We start from the raw sequence: 19,955 nt of genomic DNA on the forward strand, positions 1-19,955 counted from the left end.
GCGGGTATCGCTCGTTTCTTGTTCAGCGAATCGCCTTGAGGATGACGAACTTGGGCGTCGCTCCCACCTGCTCGACCCGGGAGAACAGCTTTTTGAGCTTGATGTGGTAGCCCAGGTGGCGGTTGCCGACGATCCACAGGGCGCCGCCCGGCACCAGTGCCGCGCGCGCCTGTTGGAACATGCGCCAGGCCAGAAAGTCGCCGACCACCTGCTGCTGGTGGAACGGCGGATTGCACAGCACCGCCTCCAGGGAGCGCTCGGCCTGTCCGGCCAGGCCGTCGGCGGCGCGGATTTCCACCGGGCGTTCGCCGAGCGTCGCGCGCCAGTTCTCCGTGGCCGATTGCACGGCCATGTAGGATTCGTCGACCAGCGTCAGCCGCGCTTCGGGATTGGCCAGCGCGCAGGCGATGGCCAGCACCCCGTTGCCGCAGCCGAGATCGGCGACCCGCGCACTGCCGAGGTTGCCGGGCAGATGGGAAAGAAAGGCGCGGGTACCGATGTCCAGCCCTTCGCGGCAGAATACGTTGGCGTGGTTGAGCAGCTCGACGGGGGGCCGGTCGAGGCGGTAGCGGGTCGGGTAGGGCGAGCGCGGCGCGGGCTTCGGCTCCGGCGTGGCGAACAGCAGGCGCGCCTTCTTCTCCGCCAGCGAGGCCTGCACCGGGCCGACGTAGCGCTCGAGCAGGTCGCCCGCGGCGCGCGGCAGGTGCTTGAGCATGGCCGCGGCGATCACCCGGGCGCCCGGTGCCAGCCGGCCGTGCAGGCGGATCAGCTGTTCTTCGAGCAGGGCCAGGGTCTTGGGCACGCGGATCAGCACCCGCTCGAAGGGACCCTCGGCGACCGCGCTGGCCGGCACGAAGGCTACCGCTTCCGCCGCCAGGCCGTTGCGTTGCAGGTTGTCGCGCAGGGCGAGCCGGCCCAGATGGGAGTCGCCGCTGCTGGTCACCCGGGCATGGCCGGCCAGGGAACAGGCCAGCGCGCCGAAGGCGTCGTTGAGCACGAGGACCCGCGTTTCCGCGGGCAGGCCTTGCGCGTGCAGGTGCCGCAGCAGGTACTCGTCGGCGGCATCGAAGGCCAGCAGGGGATCGTCGCGCCGCGCTGGCTGGCGCTGCAGCTCGAGACGGGCGAACGGGGTATCGAGAATGGGCATGGCGGGGAAAAGGGCGTTTGTCCTATACCAAAGAAGAGGCCGGCGTTCGCGCCGGGCGGTCGTACCGCTCCGGCCGCGAGCGCCGGCCCGGATACTGTCATGGCTTTCGCCCGGAGATCCGCGGCGAATGAGGAGCGAAGTATGACCGCCAGCGAAGACAAGTTCACCCGGCAGACGCTGCTCGAGGTCTGGCCCTGGACGGACACCCTGTTCAGCCTGCGCTGTACGCGCCCGCCGGAGTTCCGTTTCCGTGCCGGCCAGTTCGCCCGTCTCGGCCTGTGCAAGGCCGACGGCGGTACCGTCTGGCGCGCCTATTCGATGGTCTCGGCGCCGGCCGACGACTACCTGGAGTTCTTCTCCGTGGTGGTGCCGGGCGGCGAGTTCACCAGCGAGCTGTGCCGCCTCGGGCCCGGCGATGCGCTGCTCGTCGAGCGCCAGCCCTATGGCTTCCTCACTCTCGACCGCTTCCCAGACGGCCGTGACCTGTGGCTGCTGGCCACCGGCACCGGGCTCGGGCCTTTTCTGTCGATCCTGCGCGATCCGGAGGTCTGGCAGCGGTTCGAGCGCATTCTGCTGGTGCACAGCGTGCGCACCGAGGGCGAACTGGCCTACCGCGGGCAGATCGGCGAACTGCCGGCGCGCATGCAGCCACCGGATGGCCGGGCACGGCTGCAATATCTGCCGCTGGTGACCCGCGAGGCCGTGCCCGGGACCCTGCATGGGCGCATCACCACGCTGCTCGACAACGGCGAACTGGAGCGCGCCGCCGGTCTGGCGCTCGATCCGGCCTGCTCGCGGCTCATGCTCTGCGGCAACCCGCAGATGATCAAGGACTGCCGGGAGCTGCTCAAGGCGCGCGGTCTGCAGCTCAGCCTGAGCCGCAAGCCGGGGCAGGTGGCGGTGGAAAACTACTGGTAGCGGGTGTGCCTCTTGGCCTGGGCGGCGGCCGCTGGCAGAGTCGTATCCTCAGGGCGGCCGTCCGGCCGCCGGCAAGTCTTGCGTGAGGGATACATCCGATGACGGAGATTCTGGACAACCTGGTCGCCTTGTTGAGCCTCGAGCCCATCGAGGAAAACCTGTTCCGCGGCCGCAGCGAGGACCTCGGCCTGCGCCAGCTGTTCGGCGGGCAGGTGCTCGGTCAGGCGGTGTCGGCCGCCAGCCAGACGGTCGAGCCCGGCCGCCAGGTGCATTCGCTGCACGGCTACTTCCTGCGCCCCGGCGATGCCAGCCTGCCGGTGCTCTACGAGGTCGACCCGCTGCGCGACGGCAAGAGCTTCAGCGCGAGGCGGGTCACCGCGATCCAGAAGGGGCGGCCGATCTTCACCTGCGCCGCCTCCTTCCAGGCCGGAGAGGCGGGGCTCGAACACCAGCAGCCGACGATGCCCGAGGTGCCGGGGCCGGAGGGGCTGCTTTCGGAAACCGAGCTGGCGCGGCAGGTCGCCGACCGGTTGCCGGCGCGCATCCACGACTGGGCGATCAGCGCCAAGCCGATCGAGATCCGTCCGGTGACCCGGGTCAATCCCTTCTCCCCCGAGCCCTGCGCGCCGATCCGCTACGCCTGGTTCCGCGCCGACGGACGTCTGCCGGACGATCCGCACCTGCACCGTTACCTGCTCGCCTACGCCTCGGATTTCTCTCTGTTGAACACGGCGCTGCAGCCGCACGGGGTGTCGGTGTTCCAGCACTTCATGCAGGTGGCCAGCCTCGACCATGCCCTGTGGTTCCATGGCGATCTGCGTCTGGACGACTGGCTGCTGTTCGCGGTGGAAAGCCCCTGGGCCGCCAACGCCCGCGGCTTCGCCCGCGGCCATGTGTTCAACCGCGATGGCCGGCTGGTCGCCTCCATGGCCCAGGAGGGGCTGATCCGTCTGCGCGAGGACTGGCAGTGAGGTTCGCCGCCGCCCGCCACTGGGTGTTCGACATGGACGGTACCCTGACCGTCGCCGTCCATGATTTCGCCGCCATCCGCCGCGCCCTGGAGATCCCGCCGGAGGACGACATCCTCCACCACCTGGCGGCCCTGCCGGCGGAGCAGGCGCTGGCCAAGCGTGCCTGGCTGCTCGAACACGAACGCGCCCTGGCCCTGGGCGCGCGTCCGGCCGCCGGCGCGGTGGAATTGGTGCGCACGCTGTGCCGGCGCGGCTGCCGGCTCGGCCTGCTGACGCGCAACGCCCACGAATTGGCGCTGCTCACCCTGGCGGCGATCGGCCTGGCCGACTGCTTCGCCGGTGTGGATATCGTCGGTCGCGACGAGGCGCCGCCCAAGCCGCATCCCGGCGGCCTGCTGCAACTGGCCGCGGCCTGGGGCGTGGCGCCCGCGGAGCTGGTGATGGTCGGCGACTACCGCAACGATCTGGAGTGCGCGCGCGGCGCGGGGGCGCACGCCGTGCTGATCCGCCCGACGGAAAATCCCTGGCCCGAACTGACCGACTGGCAGGTGCGCGACTGTTTCGAACTGCTGGCGCAACTGCGCGGCGAGTGAGGTCCCGGTCACAGCCTGCTGGTCTGGAAGGTATTGCAGCGTCCGCTTTCGCCGCTCTCGAAGCCCATCCGGAACCAACGCACCCGTTGTTCCGAGGTGCCGTGGGTGAAGGAGTCGGGCACCACCTGGCCACGACCGTGGCGCTGCAGGCGGTCGTCGCCGATGGCGTTGGCGGCGTTCAGGGCCTCTTCCAGGTCGCCGGGCTCCAGCCAGTCCAGGCGCTGCTGGGCATGGTGGGCCCAGACCCCGGCCAGGCAGTCGGCCTGCAGTTCCTGGCGCACCAGCAGGCCGTTGGCGCCCTCCATGCGCTCGCCGCGCTGGCGGGCGGCGTTCACCTGGGCGGAGACGCCGAGCAGGGTCTGTACGTGATGGCCGACTTCGTGGGCGATCACGTAGGCTTGGGCGAAGTCGCCGGAAGCGCCGAAGCGCTGGGCCAGTTCGCGGAAGAACGCCAGATCCAGGTAGACCCGCTGGTCGGCCGGGCAGTAGAAGGGGCCGACCGCCTGGCTGGCGAAGCCGCAGGCGGAACTCACCCCCTGGCTGAACAGCACCAGGGGCGGCTCCCGGTACTGGCGCCCGGCCCGCTGGAACAACTGGCGCCAGGTGTCTTCGGTGTCGCCGAGCACGGCGCGGACGAATTCGGCCTGTTCGTCGTGGGCGGGCGGAGCGCCGCTCTGCCCCGTGCCGGGCGAACTCTGGCTGGTCAGTTCGGTGAGGATCTGCCCCGGGTCCTGGCCCATCAGCAGGCCGACGATCACCACCAGCGCGATGCCGCCGAGGCCGAGTCCCTTGCCGCCGACGTGCAGGCCGCCGCCACGCGCGTCCACCACGTTGTCGCTGCGTCGAGCCCGTTTCCAGCGCATGGCGGTACTCCCTCCGAGTCGAGCGATTACTCCTCAGTCTAGGCGCCGATCTCCTGGATTGCGCGGCGGGATCGCCGGCCCCGGCGCGGGCTCAGCGCGCCGGATAGTCGGCGAGCACGCGTCGTTCGCCGCTGCGGGTGACGCCGATCACCTGGTAGGCGTCCTGGCGCTCGCCGATCTCCATGCCCGGCGAGCCGACCGGCATGCCCGGCACGGCGACGCCGATCAGGTCCGGCTCGCGCCGCAGCCTGAGGATATCGGCGGCCGGCACATGGCCCTCGACGAACTTGCCGTCGATCAGTGCGGTATGGCAGGAGCCCAGACTGTGGGGCACGCCCAGGCGGGACTTGAGCGCAGCCATGTCCGCCTCGATGTGGTCGTCGACGGCGAAGCCATTGGCCTGCAGGTGGCGGATCCAGTCCTGGCAGCAGCCGCAGTTGGGATCGCGGTACACGTCGATGGCGACGGGATCGGCGGCCTGGACGGCGCCGGCGAAAGCGAGGGCGAGCAGGACGGAACGGTGCATGGGAATCTCCGGTGAAGGCGGGCGTGCAGGATAATCCTCCCGTTCCGGCAGCCCAACCCCATCGGTATGGCGAACGAATGGCGCCGGCGCGGGTCTTTTGTTGATCGTCACACAGATGGCCAAACGCCGTCCCGCTCCGGGGCGGCGGCGCATTCCTTTTGATGGAGAGAGTCGACATGCTTTTCGCCCGAATCGTCCTGCTGCTTCAGGTCGTGGTCATGGGCGGCGTGGGCCTGGCCTACTGGCTGCGCCCCTACGAAATGGCCAACCTGAACGGCATGCTGTTGATGGAGGCGGTCTCGGCGAGCAATACCCGGGTCTATTACGGCGGCCTGCAACTGGGCCTGGCGCTGTTCCTGCTATGGTCGACCCGGCGCCCGGAACGGGTGCGCAGCGCCCTGGTGCTGCTGGTCATGATGCAGGCGGCGCTGGTGCTGGCGCGAATCGGCGCGCTCTGGCTGGATGGCGGCACCCTGCGCAACCTGGACATCGGCGCGCTGTCCTACAAGCTGCTCAGCGCGCTGCTGGCGCTGCTCGCCCTGTACCGCCTGAAGCCCGAGCCCGCGGTGGCGCCGCCGTTGCCGGCGACACCGGCGCCGGGAGCCTTCGACGACGACTTCGAACGCCTGCATCGCCAGGAGCCGTCGCCGGACCGGCCCGACGAGACGCGACACGACTGAGCGCGGTTCAGCGCCGCTCCAGCAGCACTCCCGACTCCATGTGGTGGGTGTAGGGGAACTGGTCGAACAGCGCGCAGCGCACGACGCGGTGCGTGTCGTGGAGCCGGGCGATGTTCGCCGCCAGGGTTTCCGGGTTGCAGGAGATGTAGAGAATGCGCCCGAAGCGCCGGGCCAGCTCGCAGGTGTCCGGGTCCATGCCGGCGCGCGGCGGATCGACGAACAGGCTGCCGAAGTCGTAGCCCTTCAGGTCGACGCCGGCCAGCCGGCGGAACGGCCGCACCTCGTTGAGCGCCTGGGTCAGCTCCTCGGCGGACAGGCGCACCAGGGTCACGTTGTCCACGCCGTTGCTTTCCAGATTGGTCAGCGCGGCGTTGACCGAGGTCTTGCTGATCTCGGTGGCCAGCACCCGGCGCACGCGGGTCGCCAGCGGCAGGGTGAAGTTGCCGTTGCCGCAGTACAGCTCCAGCAGGTCGTCGTCGCGCTCGCCCAGAACGTCATGGGCCCAGTTCAGCATCTTCCGGCAGACCACGCCGTTGGGCTGGGTGAAGGCGCCCTCCGGCTGGCGGTAGCGGAAACGCCGCCCGGCCACTTCCAGTTCCTCTTCCACGTAGTCGCGGCCGACGACCAGGCGCTGGCCCCGCGAGCGGCCGACGATGCTCACCCCCAGTTCCGCGGCGAGCCGCTCGGCGGCGGTCTGCCAGAAGGTGTCCAGCGGGCGGTGGTAGCACAGGGTGATCAGCGCGTCGCCGGCCAGGGTGGTGAGGAATTCCACCTGAAACAGCTTGAAGCCCAGCGCGGCGTTCTCCCAGGCGGCCTTCAGGCGCGGCATCAGATCGTTGATGCGCTCGCTGGCGATGGGGAAGTCGTCGAGGAGGATGGGCTTGCGCTTGTCGCCGGGATCGAACATCGCATAGTGGCGCGCTTCGCCCTCGCGCCACAGGCGGAATTCGGCGCGCAGGCGATAGTGCTCGCGGGGTGAGTCGAACACCTCCGGCTCGGGCGCGGCGAACGGCGCCAGCAGTCCGCTCAGGCGCGCCTGCTTGTCGGCCAGTTGGGCGTCGTAGTGCGAGGGGTCGAAATGCGGAAGACTCATGGGCGGCTCATGGGGCGTGAAAGTGGGGGATGGCTCATGCGCCGAACCAGCCGAGCTTGACCACGAACAGCGCGGCGAGGATCAGCAGCGCCGGGTTCAGTTCGTGGCGGCGGCCGGTGCAGAGCTTGATCGCGCTCCAGGCGATGAAACCGAAGGCGATGCCGTTGGCGATCGAATAGGTCAGCGGCATGGCCAGGGCGGTGACCAGTGCCGGCGCGGCGCTGGTCAGGTCGCTCCAGTCGAGTTCGCCGAGGGCGGAAACCATCAGTACGGCGACGAACAGCAGCGCCGGCGCGGTGGCGAAGGGCGGAATGCTGGCGGCCAGCGGGGCGAAGAACAGGCTGAGCAGGAACAGCAGGGCGACGGTGCAGGCGGTCAGCCCGGTGCGTCCGCCGGCGCTCACCCCGGCGGCGGACTCGATGTAGCTGGTGGTGGTCGAGGTGCCGAGCAGGGCGCCGCCCATGGCCGCGGCGCTGTCGGCGATGAGCGCGCGGCCCATCTTCGGCAGGCGACCGTCCGCGGTCATCAGCCCGGCGCGGCGGGCCACGGCGATCAGGGTGCCGGAATTGTCGAACACGTCGACGAAGAGGAAGGCGAAGACCACGCTGACCAGGCCGATCTCCAGGGCGCCGGCGATGTCCAGTTGCAGCAGGGTCGGCGCCAGCGACGGCGGCGGCGCCAGTACCCCGGCGAAGGGGATGACGTCGAGGCCGACGGCGGCCAGGGTCACGGCGAGGATGCCGAGCAGCACCGCGCCGGGCACCCGGCGCGCCTCCAGGGCGACGATCAGCAGAAAACCCAGCGCGGCGAGGATCGGCGGGGCCTGGGTCAGGTCGCCGAGGGTCAGCAGGGTCACCGGATGGCCTTCGACGATGCCGGCGTTCTGCAGGGCGATCAGCGCGAGGAACAGACCGATGCCGGCGCCGATGGCCAGACGCAGCGGGAGCGGAATGCTGTCGACGATCCACTGGCGGATGCGCAGCACCGAGATCAGGAAGAACAGGCAGGCGGAGAGGAACACCGCGCCGAGCCCCACTTGCCAGCTGTGGCCCATCTGCAGCACCACGCCGTAGGTGAAGAAGGCGTTGAGGCCCATGCCGGGGGCCAGGGCGATCGGGTAGTTGGCGATCAGCCCCATCAGCGCCGAGCCGATGGCCGCGGCCAGGGCGGTGGCAACGAACACCGCGCCCTTGTCCATGCCCGTCTCGCCGAGGATGCCCGGATTGACGAAGAGGATGTAGGCCATGGTCAGGAAGGTGGTCAGGCCGGCCAGCAGTTCGGTGCGCACCGTGGTGCCATGGGCTTCGAGTCGGAACAGCTTCTTCAGCATGCGGATCTCCGTCGGTGCCCCGGCTCGGGGAAAGGCCGGGCAGGGCGCGCCACGCCGCGCGAAAGGGCTGCGGATGATAGCAGCTCGGCGTAACCGGGAAAATTTGCCGGGCGCACGGCTGTGAAGGTTCGACGGATTGCTCGCCGGGATATCGAGGCCGCCGAAGGCCTGTTCGGCTGCTTCGATCATCCCGCCGCTCGACCGCTCGCGCGAGCCGGCGCGCTGCGGAAACCGCCGCTACCTCTGTGGAGTTCGTCGCCCTGGCTCGAGGAGAAAACCGATGGGCGATGCCCTCTACCTGCAACCGGCCTTCGACCGGCCGGCAGACTTTCCGCGCGGCGCCCAAGGCGCTCGCCGAGCCGGGTCTGGCGCAGCCGCTGCCGCCGACCCCGGCGCTCGAGCGGCTGGCGCCGGCCACCTATGCGCTGTGCCTGAGCCTGCCCGACGCCAGCGCCCCGGTGTGGCTGGCGCCGGCCTTCGACATTCCGAGGGTGCGCGCCAAGCTGAGCTTTCACTGTGGCTGCCCGCCGGTGGCCGTCCATGGGCGGGCCGCCTTCGCCATGCTCGACGCCGTCGGCCTCGACGATCTGCCGGGCACCTTCTCCGGTGGCATGCAGCAGCGCCTGCAGATCGTCCGCAACCCGATTTCCGGCCATCATGGACGAGCCTGTCGGTCCGGGCGCGGTTGCTCGACCTGCCGCGCGAGCGTGGTGATCGTCATTCACGACCCTTCCGTCGCACGCCTGCTGGCCGATCGGTTGATGGTGATGTGTCGCTCGCGGGTGGTGGAAACCGGGCTGACCGACCGGGTGCTGGATGATCCGCAGTATGCCTACACGCGGCTGCAGCCATGGGCGGCTTCTGTCTGCCGCTGGTCCTGCGCAAAAAGCTTCGCCAGCAAGCCGGCTCCGGCAGGGGCTTGGCATGGGCCGCCAACACGGCGTCATTTCCATTCGGTGTTGGCGCGAGGGGGACGCCGAGTCCTTGCTTGCGAACCGGTTTGCATCCGGGGCGAACGGCCCTCTCCCCAACCCTCTCCCGGGGGGAGAGGGGGCGGGTTGGTGCAGCGCCGAAGCCCAGGCGTCACGCGAGGCGCCGCTGCGGTCGTTCGTCCAATCTCCCAGTCCCGCTCGTTCCAACCCCCTCTCCCTGCGGGAGAGGGCTGGAGTGAGGGGCCAACCCACGCCTGGCCTTCACCTCTTCCTTTCGCCGGGGCAGCGCCGGTTCGCCCAGGAAGACCGGTACCGCGAGTACTATGGGCAAGTACCAGCTCGATGCTGGGCAGATGGCTGTCTTCAGCCGCCGGCAGAAAGCCAATTCGCTGGCATACAGCGACCGCCAGCGGCGCGCCATCGTCGAGGAGGCCGGGCGCGCGGGCTGTCGATCGCCAGCCTCGACGACACGACCTTCGAGCACGTCGCCGAGTCGGCCGGCTTCGGCATGTCCATCGCCGGGTTCCCGACCAGCCTCGCGGCTGCGCAGGCCAGCCACCGCGCCGGACTCGAGGTGCCGATGGGGCGCCGAACCTGGTCCGCGACGGCTCGCACTCGGGTAATATCGCCGCGGCCGAACTGGCGCGTCAGGGCGTACTCGACATTCTCTCCAGCGACTATTATCCGGCGAGCCTGCTGCCGGCCGGGCAGGAAAACGACTACGACCTGCCGCGGGCGGTGGCCACCGTCACCCGCGGCCGGCGGTGGCCGCCGGGCTGGCGGATCGCGGCGAACCGCAGGTCGGCCTGCGCGTCGATCTGCTGCAGGCGCGGGTGGTCGGTGCGCAGGCGGCGGTGCGGCAAGTCTGGCGAAAAGGGGAACGGGTGTTCTGATGGGCGGACGGCTGATTTATCTGATGGGCGCCTCGGGCTCCGGCAAGGACAGTCTGCTGGAGGCCGTGCGCGAGCGTGTGCTGGCGGCTGGCGGGCGGATCGTCCGGCGGGTCGTCACCCGCTCGCCGGAAGCGGTCGGCGAAGACGCGCTCGGCGTTTCGCCGGAGCGCTTCGAGCAACTGCTGGCCGAGGGCGCCTTCGCCCTGCACTGGCGGGCCAACGGGCTGGCCTACGGCATTCCGCGGCAGATCGACGACTGGCTGGTCGATGGTCGCGACGTGCTGATCAACGGCTCGCGCGGCCACCTGGCCGCGGCGCGGCGGCGCTACCCGGAGCTCTGTGCGGTGCTGCTGACGGTCGAGCCGCAGGTGCTGCGCCAGCGCCTGCTGGCGCGCGGCCGCGAGACGATCGAAGAGATCGAGGCCCGGCTGGCGCGCAACGCGCGGTTGCCGCTGGACGGCGAGGACTGCCAGCGGCTGGATAACTCGGCCAGCCTGGCGCAGACCGCCGAGGCCCTGCTGCGGCTGATCCGGAAGCGCGCATGCGCCTGACCCTGCTCGGCAGCGGCAATACCCGCCAGGTGCCGGTATACGGCTGCGAGTGCGTCGCTTGCGAGCGGGCGCGGCGGGAGCCGGTCCCGACACGCTCGGACTCGCCGAGGCCGGTGTCGCGCCGCCGCTCGACCTGTTGGTGCCGGACTGCTCGGAGCCGCCGCAGCCGGAGCCGTGCAATCACAACGACCTGCCGCGGGCACTGGCGGTCGTCGCGCGGCTGCGCCCGGCCGAGACGGTGCCGACCCACATCGGCCATAACCTCGACGCCTGGCTGATGGAGCATCCGGCGGCGTTGCCGGCGGGGGACGGGCGCTGTGGGCGCGCGCGGCCTGACCCCGCTGCTGCGCTTGGGCATGACCGGTTTCGCCCTGTCCGCCGCGCGGCTGCCGGACTTCCGGGCGCTCTGGGGACTGCCCTATACCGAGGTCGGATGGATCGGCGGCGGCTTCTTTCTCGGTTGCGTGGCGACGGTGACCGACCTGGCCGGCCTGGAAGAGCTTCAATGCGAGTTCGGCGCGTTGGGGGACGAGTTGGCCAAGGTGATCGGCTACGACATCGAGTTCCAGCCGGTGACGAATCGGAGCGCAGTGCTCTAAGCGCTGCGCTTCGCCATCTAGCGCTTCCGGGCGGCGAGCCATGCGATGACGCGCTCCGCATCGCTGTCGGCAGGATAGACGGGGTAGAACACTTTCTTGATCCGCCCGGCGCGGGCGATCAGCGTGAGCCGCCTGATCAGCACCTGCCCGGCCACCGTGAAGGTGGGAAGTCGCAAGGCTTCGGCGAAGGCGAGCCGGGCGTCGCTCAACAGTCGAAACGGCAGGTGCAGTCGCTCGACGGCCTCTCGCTGGTACTCCGTATCCTGCGCGCTCAGGCCGTAGACCGATGCACCCAGGGCGTGGAGCTGCGCGTGGTGATCGCGGTAGGCGCAGGACTGGGGCGTACAGCCGCGGGCACCGGGTAGCGCATTCCATGCCGGCGTGCCACCGAGCGGTTCCTGATCGGGTTTCCCTGTCCGTGGATAGCAATAGACGACGACCCAGGGCGTTCCTGCCCCGGAAAGGTCCACGCTTTCTCCGGAGGTCGCCGGCAAGGCGATCGTGGGTAGCCGCGTACCGGGGAGGTGGTCGCAGGCTCCATCGTCCCGTGGAACGGGCAGATCATCGGGAAGGGCGTGAAGGTTGTCCGAGCGCATGGTTACCGGCTCCTTTGGCCATTGGGGACTCGAGCAGTCTCCCAGGGACTGCGGTCCGTTGCATCAGGGTGGCGTCTTTGCACGGCTCGCGATCGGGGCAGGGGCTTCTTTCGGCCGGAGGCGCTACGGCGTCCAGGTCAGCGAGAGCAGGGCGCTGCGGCCGTCCTGGCGGAATTCGTGCAGGCCGAAGCTGGTGTAGAAGGGAGTATCCGGCCGGTTGTAGAGCACCTGCGAATACTCCTTGTCCAGCAGGTTGTCGATCTTGACCTGCCACTTCAGCGCCTCGCTCATCTGCCAGCTACCGCGCAGGCCGAGCAGGGCGTACCCGGCTATCCCGTGCTCGTTGGCGTCGTCCTCGTAGCGGCTGGATACCGCCTGCCAGCCGATGCCGGCGGAGAAGGCGCCGAAGCGGCGGTCGAGGTCCAGGCTCAGGTTGCGCCTGGCCCGGCGCGGCAGGGTGTGGCCGCTGTCGCGGTCGCGCGGGTCGACCAGGCTGGCGGCCAGTGCCGCCCGCCAGCCGAGAATGTCGCGCGACAGGGCCAGCTCCAGCCCCTGCAGGCGCGCCCGGTCGATATTCTCCAGGCGGTCGGAGAGGTTGCCCGGCCGGCTGGTCTCCACGATCAGGTCGTCCACCTCGGTACGGTAGGCGGACAGGCTCCAGTGGGTTCCGCGGTGTTCGCCGCGCAACTGGATCTCGTAACTCTTCGAACGCTCCGGCGCGAGGTCGGGATTGCCGCCGTAGAGCGGGGTGGGCGGAAAGTAGAGTTCGCTGAAACTCGGTGCATGGAAGCCCTCGGCATAACTCAGGATCAGCTCGGTAGCGCGCGCCAGGTCCAGGGTCAGTGCCGCGCTCCAGCTTTCCTCGCTGCCGAAGCGTTGGTTGTCGTCGTGGCGCAGGCCGATCTCGACGCCAAGACCTTCGCCCCGGTAGCTGTGGCGGACGAAGGCCGCGCGGTTCCAGCGCCGGGTTTCGTCGTAGTCGAGTTCGCCGTGCAGGCGTTCTTCGTACCACTCGGCACCGAGCAGCAACTGCCGGCGCTCGTCGAGCCTCAGGGTATTGAACCAGGCCAGTGAGTCCCGGTAGGTGTCGAAGCTGTGGTTGTTGACGAGGTTGTGATCGTCGCGGTTCTCGCTCCTGTTCTCGAAGTGGCCGGTTTCGATTCGGCTGGTCCAGGCCTCGCTGGGGCGGATCTCGAGGTGGGCGGCGACACTGCTGACGACGAAGCGCTCGTAGGGATCGCCGGGCCTGAAGCTGTAGACGTCGTCCAGTTCGCTCTCGCCGCGCTGGTCGAGCAGGTTCAGGCCGGCCTGGAGGTTGTCGGCGAAGCGGTGCTCCAGGGTCAGGTCGAGGGCGCGGCTGCGGAAGCCGTCGTGATCGGCGTCGCGCCCGCGATTGTCGGAGCTGCGGTCGAAGCCCTGGCTTTCCACCTGGCTGGCGCCCAGATCGAAGCGAGTCCGCTCGTCGCTGCCGGCGAGGTCGAACTCGCGTTCGAAGGCGCCCCGGTTACCGACCGCCAGACGCAGGCGCGGCCGCAGGCCGGGCTCTCCGCGACGGGTGAAGATGCGGATCAGCCCGCCGATGGCATCGGCGCCGTACTGACTGGCCAGGGGACCTCGGATCACCTCGATCCGCTCGATGCGTCCGGGGTCGAGGAACTCCAGGCGGGCCACGCCGCTGGCCGCGCTGTTGATGCGTACCCCGTCGACCAGCACCAGGGTCTGGCCGGGATTGGCGCCGCGAATGAAGGCGCCGCTCAGCGCTCCGCGTCCGCCGCCCTGGGCCATGACCACGCCGGGAACCCGGTTCAGCAGCTCCGGCACGCTCTGCACCTGCAGGCGCTCGATATCGTCGTGGGTGAATACCGTGGCGGCGGCGCTCGCCGGCTCGATGGACCCGGTCGACTGGCGCGAGACGACGCTCTGGGTAGGCAAGCGGAAGGTCGCCGGAGCCTCGCTCGAGTCGGCGGCGAGAAGGGGCGCGGGCAGCAGGGCGGCGGCCAGGGTGAGGGGGGCCATCCGCGGCGCGCGCAGTAGCGCCGGCGGACGGGATGGAGCGGGGCGGAGCCGCCGGAAGGCCGGCAGCGCTGGTTCGGGTGAGGGCATGGGGGCGATCCGTCGCGTTCGGTCGATTCAGCTCAGCATGTTCAGTCGTTCGCACACCGCCGCCTCGATGCCAGCGGCGTCCAGGCCGCATTCGGCGAGCATTTCCGCGGGCCGGGCGTGTTCCACGTAATAGTCCGGCAGGCCCAGGTGGAGGAGCGGCCTGAGGAGGCCGGCCTCGGCGAGGTATTCCGCCACCGCGCTGCCGGCGCCGCCCATGATGCTGTTCTCCTCGACGGTCACCAGCAGCTCGTGGCCGGCGGCCAGTTCGCGTACCAGTTCCTCGTCCAGCGGCTTGACGAAGCGCATGTCGGCCACCGTGGCGTCCAGCTTCCCGGCCACCCGCAGCGCCTCGGCCACCTGCACGCCGAACACCAGCAGGGCGACCCGCGGGCCGTCGCTCTTCCCGCTCCGGCGGCGCAGCACGCCCTTGCCGATCGGCAAGGGCTCCAGGCCCGGCTCGAGGGGTGCGTTCGGTCCGCTGCCGCGCGGGTAGCGCACCGCCGCCGGGCCTTCGAACAGGTAGCCGGTGGTGAGCAGCCGGCGCAGCTCGTTCTCGTCGCTGGGGGTCATCACCAGCATGCCGGGGATGCAGCGCAGGTAGGAGAGGTCGAAGCTGCCGGCGTGGGTCGGGCCGTCCTCGCCGACCAGGCCGGCGCGGTCGATGGCGAACAGCACGTCGAGGTTCTGCACCGCGACGTCGTGGATCAACTGGTCGTAGGCGCGCTGCAGGAAGGTCGAGTAGATCGCCACCACCGGCTTGAGGCCGTCGCAGGCCATGCCGGCGGCGAGGGTCACGGCGTGCTGCTCGGCGATGGCCACGTCGAAGTAGCGCTCCGGGAAGCGCTGGCTGAAGGCGACCAGGTCGGAGCCCTCCTTCATCGCCGGGGTGATGCCGGCCAGGCGCGGATCGGCGGCGGCCATGTCGCACAGCCAGCGGCCGAAGATGCTGGAGTATCGGGGAGGGCCGGGCTGGCGCGGGGCGCTGCCCTCGGGCTCCAGCTTGGTGATCGCGTGGTAGCCGATGGGATCGGCCTCGGCCGGGGCGAAGCCCTTGCCCTTCTTGGTCACCACGTGGAGGAGCTGCGGCCCCTTGAGGTCGCGCATGTTGCGCAGGGTGGCGAGCAGGGTCGGCAGGTCGTGGCCGTCGATCGGGCCGATGTAGTTCCAGCCGAGCTCCTCGAACAGGGTGCCGGGCACCAGCATGCCCTTGGCGTATTCCTCGGTGCGCCGGGCGATCTCCCAGGCGCCGGGCAGGCGCGAGAGGATGTTCTTGCTGCCCTCGCGCATGCTCGCGTAGGTGCGGCTGGAGAGGATCTTGGCCAGGTAGTTGGACAGCCCGCCGACGTTCTTGGAGATCGACATGTCGTTGTCGTTGAGCACCACCAGCATGTCGGCCTGCACGTCCGAGGCGTGGTTGAGCGCCTCGAAGGCCATCCCGGCGGTCAGCGCGCCGTCGCCGATCACGGCGATGCAGCGGCGCCGCTCGCCCTTCAGCCGCGCGGCGATGGCCATGCCCAGCGCGGCGCCGATGGAGGTGCTGGAGTGGCCGACGCCGAAGGTGTCGTAGGGGCTTTCCGAGCGGCGCGGGAAGGCGGCGATGCCGTCCTTCTGGCGCAACGTGAGCATGCGTTCGCGGCGGCCGGTGAGAATCTTGTGCGGGTAGGCCTGGTGGCCGACGTCCCACACCAGGCGGTCCCCGGGGGTGTCGAAGACGTAGTGCAGGGCGATGGTCAGCTCGATCACGCCGAGCCCGGCGCCGAAGTGCCCGCCGGTCTGCCCGACGGTGTAGAGCAGTTCCTGGCGCAGTTCGTCGGCCAGTACTTCGAGTTCCGCCTCGCCGAGCTGGCGCAGCCGGTCCGGCGTCGCGGCGCGGTCCAGCAGGGGGGTGGCGGGGCGCTCGCGGGGAATCTCGTGGAACGTCTTGGGCATCGGAGGAGTGTTACGGCAGGAAAAAGAGGCGGTATTTTACCCGATCGCGGCGACGTCTAGACATTCGTCGACCTGCTTCGCATGCGTCGATGGTCGCAGGCGGCGCCTCAGTGGCGCCGCTCGACGATGTAGCGGGCGAGCGCGCGCAGGGGATCGGCCCCGGCGTCGAAGCCCTCGAGGGCGCCCAGGGCCTGGTCGCGCAGGGCCAGGGCATAGGCCTTGGCGGCCTCGAGGCCGAGCAGCGCGGGGTAGGTGGGCTTGTCGTTGGCCTGGTCCTTGCCCTGGGTCTTGCCGAGGGTGGCGGTGTCGCTTTCCACGTCGAGGATGTCGTCCTGGACCTGGAAGGCCAGGCCGATGGCCCGCGCGTAGACGGCCAGCGCGGCGAGGTCGGTCTCGTCGGCGCGGCCGCTGGCCAGGGCGCCGAGGCGCACGCTGGCTTCGATCAGTGCGCCGGTCTTGTGCCGGTGCATGGTTTCCAGGGCGTCGCGGTCGAGCCGGCGGCCGACCGCCTCGAGGTCGATGGCCTGGCCGCCGACCATGCCGGCCGGGCCGGCGGCCCGGGCCAGGGTGCGCGACATCTCCAGGCGCAACCCGGCATCCCGGGGATTGCGCCGGGGATCGGTGAGCACCTCGAAGGCCAGCGCCTGCAGGCCGTCGCCGGCGAGGATCGCGCAGGCCTCGTCGAAGGCCCGGTGGGTGGTCGGCTGGCCGCGGCGCAGGTCGTCGTCGTCCATCGCCGGCAGGTCGTCGTGAACCAGCGAGTAGGCATGGATCAGCTCCACCGCGCAGGCGGCGCCCTCGGCCCGCTCCGGCGTGCCGCCGAGGGCCTCGCAGGCGGCGTAGACCAGCAGCGGGCGGACCCGCTTGCCGCCGTTGACGACGCTGTAGCGCATCGCCTGGTAGAGCCGCTGCAGTTCGGCGCGCGGGGGCTGCAGGAGGGCTTCCAGGGCGGCGTCGACGCGGGCCTGGCACTGCTTCTGGTAGGCCGCGATCATGGCTGGGCGTCCGCGTCGAAGGGGGCCGTTTCGAGTGTGCCGCCATGCGCCAGGAGGATCTGCACCTTCTGTTCGGCCTGGCCCAGCGCGGCCTGGCAGTCGCGGGTCAGGCGGATGCCCTGCTCGAAGCAGGCCAGGGAGTCTTCCAGCGACAGCTCGCCGGCCTCCAGGCGCTCGACCAGTTGGTGCAGTTCGGCGAGGGATTGCTCGAAATCGACGGCGGCTTTCTTGCGGGCCATGGACGGGAACCTGTGTCGGCGGCATGTGAAAATCGCCGCGACACTAGCAGAGCCGGGGCGGGGCGGCAAACGTTGGGGGCTGTAGAAATTTGGCGCTCTACGCCAGAACGCCGGCAGACCCTGGGGACGAACGGTCCGCCGCTTCAGTGTCCCCAGGGCTGCAGGCTGGACGACGATTCCCGTATCCAGATGCGCTCGAGGTCTTCGGCCGGCTGCGGGCGGCAGTAGTGGTAGCCCTGCAGGCTGGGGCAGCCGTTGAGGCGCAGGAAGGCGGCCTGGCGCTCGTTGCTCACCCCTTCGGCCACCACGTGCAGGCCGAGATGTCGGGCCATGGTCAGGATGCCGCGCACCAGGGCCACCGAGTGCTCGCTTTCCGGGAGGCCGGCGACGAACTGGCGGTCGATCTTGATGCCGTCGAAGGGAAACTGCTGCAGGTAGGCCAGCGAGGCGTGGCCGGTGCCGAAATCGTCCAGCAGCAGCGGCATGCCGGCGGCCTTGAGGCGGGCCAGGGTCTGCTGGACGTCGTCGCCGGCATCGAGCAGGGCGGTCTCGGTGATTTCCAGTTCGAGCGAGCCGGTCGGGGGCCGTTCCTCTTCGAGGATGGCCAGCAGGCTGCCGGCCAGGTCGGCCTGGCGGAAATCCAGCGGCGACAGGTTGACCGCGATGCGCAGCGCATGGCCCTGTCCGGCCCAGCGGCGCGCCTGGCGGCAGGCCTCGCGGAACACCCAGCGGGTGGCTTCGATGATCATGCCGCTTTCTTCCAGCACCGGGATGAATTCGCCGGGCAGCACCAGTCCGCGGGTCGGCGAGTGCCAGCGCAGCAGGGCCTCCATGACCTGCGGACGGCCCTGGTCGTCGACCTGGGCCTGGTAGTGCAGGGTGAACTCCCGCAGGTCCAGGGCGCGGCGCAGCTCGTGCTCCAGTTGCAGGCGGTGCTCGGCGGCCTCGCCGAGCGGGTGGCTGTAGACGGCCAGGCGGTTGCGGCCGGCGTCCTTGGCGGCGTAGAGGGCCAGGTCCGCCTGCTTGAGCAGATCGGTGGCGTCGCCCTGACCGTCGCAGTTGGCGATGCCGATGCTGGGGGTGAGGAAGCATTCGTACTGGCCGACCTGCAGCGGCGTCTTGAAGTCGCGCAGCAGGGTCTCGGCTAGCTCCCGGGCCTGCTCCGCCGCGCGCCTTGCCAGCAGCAGGAGGAATTCGTCGCCGCCGGAGCGGGCCACCAGCACCTGGTCGGGGACCAGGCGGGTCAGGCGCCGGGCGATTTCCACCAGCAGGTGGTCGCCGACCTCGTGGCCGAGGGTGTCGTTGATCCGCTTGAAGTGGTCGATGTCGAGGAACAGCAGGCTCAATGGCGTCCGCGTAGCCAGCAACTGTTCAAGACGCTGGACCAGATAGTGGCGGTTGGCCAGGTGGTGGGTCAGCGGATCGAAATGAGCGAGGAAACGCAGGCGCTGCTCGGCCTGCAGGCGTTCGCTGATGTCGCGCAGCAGAAGCAGATAGTGCCGGCTGCCGTCGCGCACGAAGGGCGTCCAGGTGACTTCCAGCGGCAGTTCACGCCCCTGGCACAGGCCGGTCAGTTCGACCGGTGTGTTGGCCGGGGTGCGCAACAGGCGCCGGAGCGACTCGCCTTTCAGCAGGCGATCGCGCGGACGCTTGCCCGGCAGGTCCGCCGGAGCGCAGCCGAACAGCACCGCCGCCGCCGGGTTGGCCTGCTCGATGCACAGGCCGCAACTGACCACCAGCATGCCCACCGGCGAGCTGTCGAACAGCTCGCGCATCAGTCGCTCGCTGTTCTGCAAGGCCTGCTGGCGCTCGTGCAACTGGCTCATCATCCGGTTGAAGGTTCCGGCCAACTGGCCGATCTCGTCGTGGCCCTCGACCGTCGCCGGCCGCGGCCGCTGGTCGTGGTCGGCGGCGAATCGCCGGGCCGCCCGGTCGATGCGCGCCAGGCGCCGGGTGATCAGGCGGTGGTAGAGACGGTTGAGCAGCAGTCCGAGCAGCAAAAGCAGCACGAGGGTCTGGCCGAGGTAGAGCCAGGCCTCGAAACGGGTTCGGTCGAGCAGCGGATTGAAGTCCAGGTCGACCAGCAGCGTCTCGCCGTTTCCCGTGTTGCCCTGGAGCTTCCGGTCGAGCGGGAGAATGGCCAGATAGCGCCTTCCGGCATGTTCCAGCCAGGCGGGGCGGCCGCTGGCCATGAGGGCCTTCAGCTGTTCGGCGGCGACACCGAGGTGCCGGGGCACGAGGCCAAGGCGGGTGGTCGCCAGTACCTGCAGTTGCGGGTCGGTCACCATGGCCCAGCGGATCCCCTGCAGCCCGGCGAATTCGCTCAGCGCGGTTTCCAGCTCCGCGAGGCGGCCATGACGCAGGTGGTCGCTCAGGGTGTTCTGCAGCAGCGCGAGCAACTGGTCGGTGTGGCTGCGCCAGGCGTGCAGTTCCCTGTCGATGGCGCGCGGCAGGTACAGGGTGGTCAGCAGCAGGGTGAAGACCACGGCGAAAAGGCCGAGCAGCAGTGGCAGGGATTTGCGCAGGGACAGTCGGGCGAGTCGGCTCAGCATTTGGGGTCCCTGCAGCTGGCGAGCAGTTCCCAGGGCTTGCCCGGGCGGAATGACGGCCCGTATTCGACCATGCGCTGGCTCAAGCGTTCGGTGTCGCGCGACGGGCGGCCGTCCTCGGGCATCCGCCGGATGCGTCGGACTCCGTGCGATAGGGATTTCGGGCGGCCGTGCCCTCCGGCATGGACGCGCTCCCCGCCGCTCGGCTCGTCGGGCCGCAGGCCGGCCGGTTCCATCTTGAAGGCCGACGGGGCCGGGGAGGTCAACGCCAACAGGCGGATGTGCATCCTGTCACTCCAACCAGGGATGTGACACGTTAGCGAATGTGGGCGGCAGCGTGAATCGCCGGACTCAAAAAAGTTGCCTCGATTCAAGAAACGCTTGCCGTGCGCAAATGACGAGCGTGGCTCTGCGGCGTAGCGAAGGCGAAAATGGAAAGGCCGGCTCG

General features: G+C 69.9%; 18 protein-coding genes and 4 pseudogenes. 10 read left to right on the top strand and 12 right to left on the bottom strand.

The window, feature by feature from the left end; genetic code table 11:
- Positions 1 to 22: 22 nt before the first annotated feature.
- A complete protein-coding gene (locus AVCA_RS03560) occupies positions 23 to 1,147 on the bottom strand; it encodes a methyltransferase (RefSeq protein ID WP_012699444.1) in 1,125 nt (374 codons plus the stop codon).
- 141 nt (positions 1,148 to 1,288) lie between these two features.
- Between AVCA_RS03560 and AVCA_RS03565 the strand changes: the two genes are divergently transcribed.
- The 3 genes from AVCA_RS03565 (at position 1,289) to AVCA_RS03575 (ending at position 3,629) form a co-directional block, all read left to right on the top strand.
- Positions 1,289 to 2,065, top strand: coding sequence for a ferredoxin--NADP reductase (locus tag AVCA_RS03565; protein WP_012699445.1), 777 nt, complete (start codon positions 1,289 to 1,291; stop codon positions 2,063 to 2,065).
- 98 nt (positions 2,066 to 2,163) lie between these two features.
- A complete protein-coding gene (tesB, locus tag AVCA_RS03570) occupies positions 2,164 to 3,036 on the top strand; it encodes an acyl-CoA thioesterase II (RefSeq protein ID WP_012699446.1) in 873 nt (290 codons plus the stop codon).
- Positions 3,033 to 3,629, top strand: coding sequence for an HAD family hydrolase (locus tag AVCA_RS03575; RefSeq protein WP_012699447.1), 597 nt, complete (start codon positions 3,033 to 3,035; stop codon positions 3,627 to 3,629). Before tesB ends, AVCA_RS03575 begins: the two co-directional genes overlap by 4 nt.
- An 8-nt stretch (positions 3,630 to 3,637) precedes the next feature.
- On the opposite strand, the gene ypfJ is transcribed toward AVCA_RS03575, so the two are convergent.
- Together ypfJ and AVCA_RS03585 are read right to left on the bottom strand one after the other, a co-directional pair.
- The gene (gene ypfJ / locus AVCA_RS03580) at positions 3,638 to 4,492 is read right to left on the bottom strand and encodes a KPN_02809 family neutral zinc metallopeptidase (RefSeq protein WP_012699448.1); all 855 of its coding nucleotides are present in this window, start codon (positions 4,490 to 4,492) and stop codon (positions 3,638 to 3,640) included.
- A 91-nt stretch (positions 4,493 to 4,583) separates the two neighbouring features.
- On the bottom strand, positions 4,584 to 5,018 hold the full coding sequence (locus tag AVCA_RS03585) for a DUF411 domain-containing protein (RefSeq protein WP_012699449.1): 435 nt from the start codon (positions 5,016 to 5,018) through the stop codon (positions 4,584 to 4,586).
- 176 nt (positions 5,019 to 5,194) lie between these two features.
- On the opposite strand from AVCA_RS03585, the gene AVCA_RS03590 reads away from it, so the two are divergent.
- The gene (locus tag AVCA_RS03590) at positions 5,195 to 5,698 is read left to right on the top strand and encodes a DUF4345 family protein (RefSeq protein WP_012699450.1); all 504 of its coding nucleotides are present in this window, start codon (positions 5,195 to 5,197) and stop codon (positions 5,696 to 5,698) included.
- Between the two features lie 7 nt (positions 5,699 to 5,705).
- Here AVCA_RS03590 and trmA read toward each other — a convergent pair whose 3' ends face one another.
- Both trmA and AVCA_RS03600 read right to left on the bottom strand, forming a co-directional pair.
- On the bottom strand, positions 5,706 to 6,791 hold the full coding sequence (gene trmA / locus AVCA_RS03595) for a tRNA (uridine(54)-C5)-methyltransferase TrmA (protein ID WP_012699451.1): 1,086 nt from the start codon (positions 6,789 to 6,791) through the stop codon (positions 5,706 to 5,708).
- Positions 6,792 to 6,825: 34 nt separating this feature from the next.
- Positions 6,826 to 8,121 carry an NCS2 family permease gene (locus AVCA_RS03600; protein ID WP_041806907.1) on the bottom strand — a complete coding sequence of 432 codons (1,296 nt, stop codon included), beginning with the start codon at positions 8,119 to 8,121 and terminating at the stop codon, positions 6,826 to 6,828.
- Between the two features lie 287 nt (positions 8,122 to 8,408).
- Between AVCA_RS03600 and AVCA_RS26315 the strand changes: the two are divergent.
- The 6 genes and pseudogenes from AVCA_RS26315 to AVCA_RS03610 all read left to right on the top strand — a co-directional run.
- Positions 8,409 to 8,684, top strand: a pseudogene (locus AVCA_RS26315) (phosphonate C-P lyase system protein PhnH); the annotation flags it as partial.
- Between the two features lie 141 nt (positions 8,685 to 8,825).
- Positions 8,826 to 8,966: pseudogene (phnK, locus tag AVCA_RS27210) on the top strand (phosphonate C-P lyase system protein PhnK); the annotation flags it as partial.
- Positions 8,967 to 9,327: 361 nt separating this feature from the next.
- Positions 9,328 to 9,946 (top strand): annotated as a pseudogene (locus tag AVCA_RS26680) (alpha-D-ribose 1-methylphosphonate 5-triphosphate diphosphatase); the annotation flags it as partial.
- The gene (gene phnN / locus AVCA_RS03605) at positions 9,946 to 10,497 is read left to right on the top strand and encodes a phosphonate metabolism protein/1,5-bisphosphokinase (PRPP-forming) PhnN (protein ID WP_012699453.1); all 552 of its coding nucleotides are present in this window, start codon (positions 9,946 to 9,948) and stop codon (positions 10,495 to 10,497) included. The pseudogene AVCA_RS26680 and the gene phnN, both read left to right, overlap by 1 nt.
- An 88-nt stretch (positions 10,498 to 10,585) precedes the next feature.
- A pseudogene (locus AVCA_RS26685) lies at positions 10,586 to 10,816 on the top strand (phosphonate metabolism protein PhnP); the annotation flags it as partial.
- The gene (locus AVCA_RS03610) at positions 10,815 to 11,096 is read left to right on the top strand and encodes a phosphate/phosphonate-binding periplasmic protein (RefSeq protein ID WP_012699454.1); all 282 of its coding nucleotides are present in this window, start codon (positions 10,815 to 10,817) and stop codon (positions 11,094 to 11,096) included. The pseudogene AVCA_RS26685 and the gene AVCA_RS03610, both read left to right, overlap by 2 nt.
- A 17-nt stretch (positions 11,097 to 11,113) precedes the next feature.
- Here the strand turns inward: AVCA_RS03610 and AVCA_RS03615 are convergent, their stop codons facing one another.
- From AVCA_RS03615 to AVCA_RS26320, 7 genes are all read right to left on the bottom strand, one after another.
- Entirely contained in the window at positions 11,114 to 11,692 is a 579-nt protein-coding gene (locus AVCA_RS03615; RefSeq protein WP_072432507.1) for a peroxiredoxin, read from the bottom strand.
- Positions 11,693 to 11,815: 123 nt separating this feature from the next.
- A complete protein-coding gene (locus AVCA_RS03620; protein WP_012699456.1) occupies positions 11,816 to 13,708 on the bottom strand; it encodes a TonB-dependent receptor domain-containing protein in 1,893 nt (630 codons plus the stop codon).
- A gap of 114 nt (positions 13,709 to 13,822) precedes the next feature.
- On the bottom strand, positions 13,823 to 15,724 hold the full coding sequence (dxs, locus tag AVCA_RS03625) for a 1-deoxy-D-xylulose-5-phosphate synthase (protein ID WP_012699457.1): 1,902 nt from the start codon (positions 15,722 to 15,724) through the stop codon (positions 13,823 to 13,825).
- Between the two features lie 107 nt (positions 15,725 to 15,831).
- Entirely contained in the window at positions 15,832 to 16,719 is an 888-nt protein-coding gene (gene ispA / locus AVCA_RS03630) for a (2E,6E)-farnesyl diphosphate synthase (RefSeq protein ID WP_012699458.1), read from the bottom strand.
- Positions 16,716 to 16,958, bottom strand: a complete 243-nt coding sequence (locus AVCA_RS03635; protein ID WP_012699459.1) for an exodeoxyribonuclease VII small subunit — start codon at positions 16,956 to 16,958, stop codon at positions 16,716 to 16,718. The genes ispA and AVCA_RS03635 overlap by 4 nt, the downstream gene beginning before the upstream one ends.
- Before the next feature lie 143 nt (positions 16,959 to 17,101).
- Positions 17,102 to 19,510: an EAL domain-containing protein gene (locus AVCA_RS03640; protein WP_012699461.1), complete on the bottom strand. Its 2,409-nt coding sequence runs from the start codon at positions 19,508 to 19,510 to the stop codon at positions 17,102 to 17,104.
- Positions 19,504 to 19,794 (bottom strand): hypothetical protein, encoded by a 291-nt coding sequence (locus AVCA_RS26320; RefSeq protein ID WP_041806908.1) that lies wholly within the window; start codon positions 19,792 to 19,794, stop codon positions 19,504 to 19,506. The genes AVCA_RS03640 and AVCA_RS26320 overlap by 7 nt, the downstream gene beginning before the upstream one ends.
- Positions 19,795 to 19,955: the final 161 nt, after the last annotated feature.

The sequence above is a fragment of the Azotobacter vinelandii CA genome, from assembly GCF_000380335.1.
Taxonomy (GTDB): Bacteria; Pseudomonadota; Gammaproteobacteria; order Pseudomonadales; family Pseudomonadaceae; genus Azotobacter; species Azotobacter vinelandii.

Excerpts from the sequence above, each read along its gene's own strand:
- AVCA_RS03640 (WP_012699461.1), bottom strand. The coding sequence starts at position 19,510 with ATGCTGAGCCGACTCGCCCGACTGTCCCTGCGCAAATCCCTGCCACTG.
- AVCA_RS26320 (WP_041806908.1), bottom strand. The coding sequence starts at position 19,794 with ATGCACATCCGCCTGTTGGCGTTGACCTCCCCGGCCCCGTCGGCCTTC.
- AVCA_RS03565 (WP_012699445.1), top strand. The coding sequence starts at position 1,289 with ATGACCGCCAGCGAAGACAAGTTCACCCGGCAGACGCTGCTCGAGGTC.
- ypfJ (WP_012699448.1), bottom strand. The coding sequence starts at position 4,492 with ATGCGCTGGAAACGGGCTCGACGCAGCGACAACGTGGTGGACGCGCGT.
- AVCA_RS03600 (WP_041806907.1), bottom strand. The coding sequence starts at position 8,121 with ATGCTGAAGAAGCTGTTCCGACTCGAAGCCCATGGCACCACGGTGCGC.
- AVCA_RS03615 (WP_072432507.1), bottom strand. The coding sequence starts at position 11,692 with ATGCGCTCGGACAACCTTCACGCCCTTCCCGATGATCTGCCCGTTCCA.
- AVCA_RS03635 (WP_012699459.1), bottom strand. The coding sequence starts at position 16,958 with ATGGCCCGCAAGAAAGCCGCCGTCGATTTCGAGCAATCCCTCGCCGAA.
- AVCA_RS03590 (WP_012699450.1), top strand. The coding sequence starts at position 5,195 with ATGCTTTTCGCCCGAATCGTCCTGCTGCTTCAGGTCGTGGTCATGGGC.
- tesB (WP_012699446.1), top strand. The coding sequence starts at position 2,164 with ATGACGGAGATTCTGGACAACCTGGTCGCCTTGTTGAGCCTCGAGCCC.
- dxs (WP_012699457.1), bottom strand. The coding sequence starts at position 15,724 with ATGCCCAAGACGTTCCACGAGATTCCCCGCGAGCGCCCCGCCACCCCC.
- AVCA_RS03560 (WP_012699444.1), bottom strand. The coding sequence starts at position 1,147 with ATGCCCATTCTCGATACCCCGTTCGCCCGTCTCGAGCTGCAGCGCCAG.
- ispA (WP_012699458.1), bottom strand. The coding sequence starts at position 16,719 with ATGATCGCGGCCTACCAGAAGCAGTGCCAGGCCCGCGTCGACGCCGCC.
- AVCA_RS03585 (WP_012699449.1), bottom strand. The coding sequence starts at position 5,018 with ATGCACCGTTCCGTCCTGCTCGCCCTCGCTTTCGCCGGCGCCGTCCAG.
- phnN (WP_012699453.1), top strand. The coding sequence starts at position 9,946 with ATGGGCGGACGGCTGATTTATCTGATGGGCGCCTCGGGCTCCGGCAAG.
- AVCA_RS03620 (WP_012699456.1), bottom strand. The coding sequence starts at position 13,708 with ATGGCCCCCCTCACCCTGGCCGCCGCCCTGCTGCCCGCGCCCCTTCTC.
- trmA (WP_012699451.1), bottom strand. The coding sequence starts at position 6,791 with ATGAGTCTTCCGCATTTCGACCCCTCGCACTACGACGCCCAACTGGCC.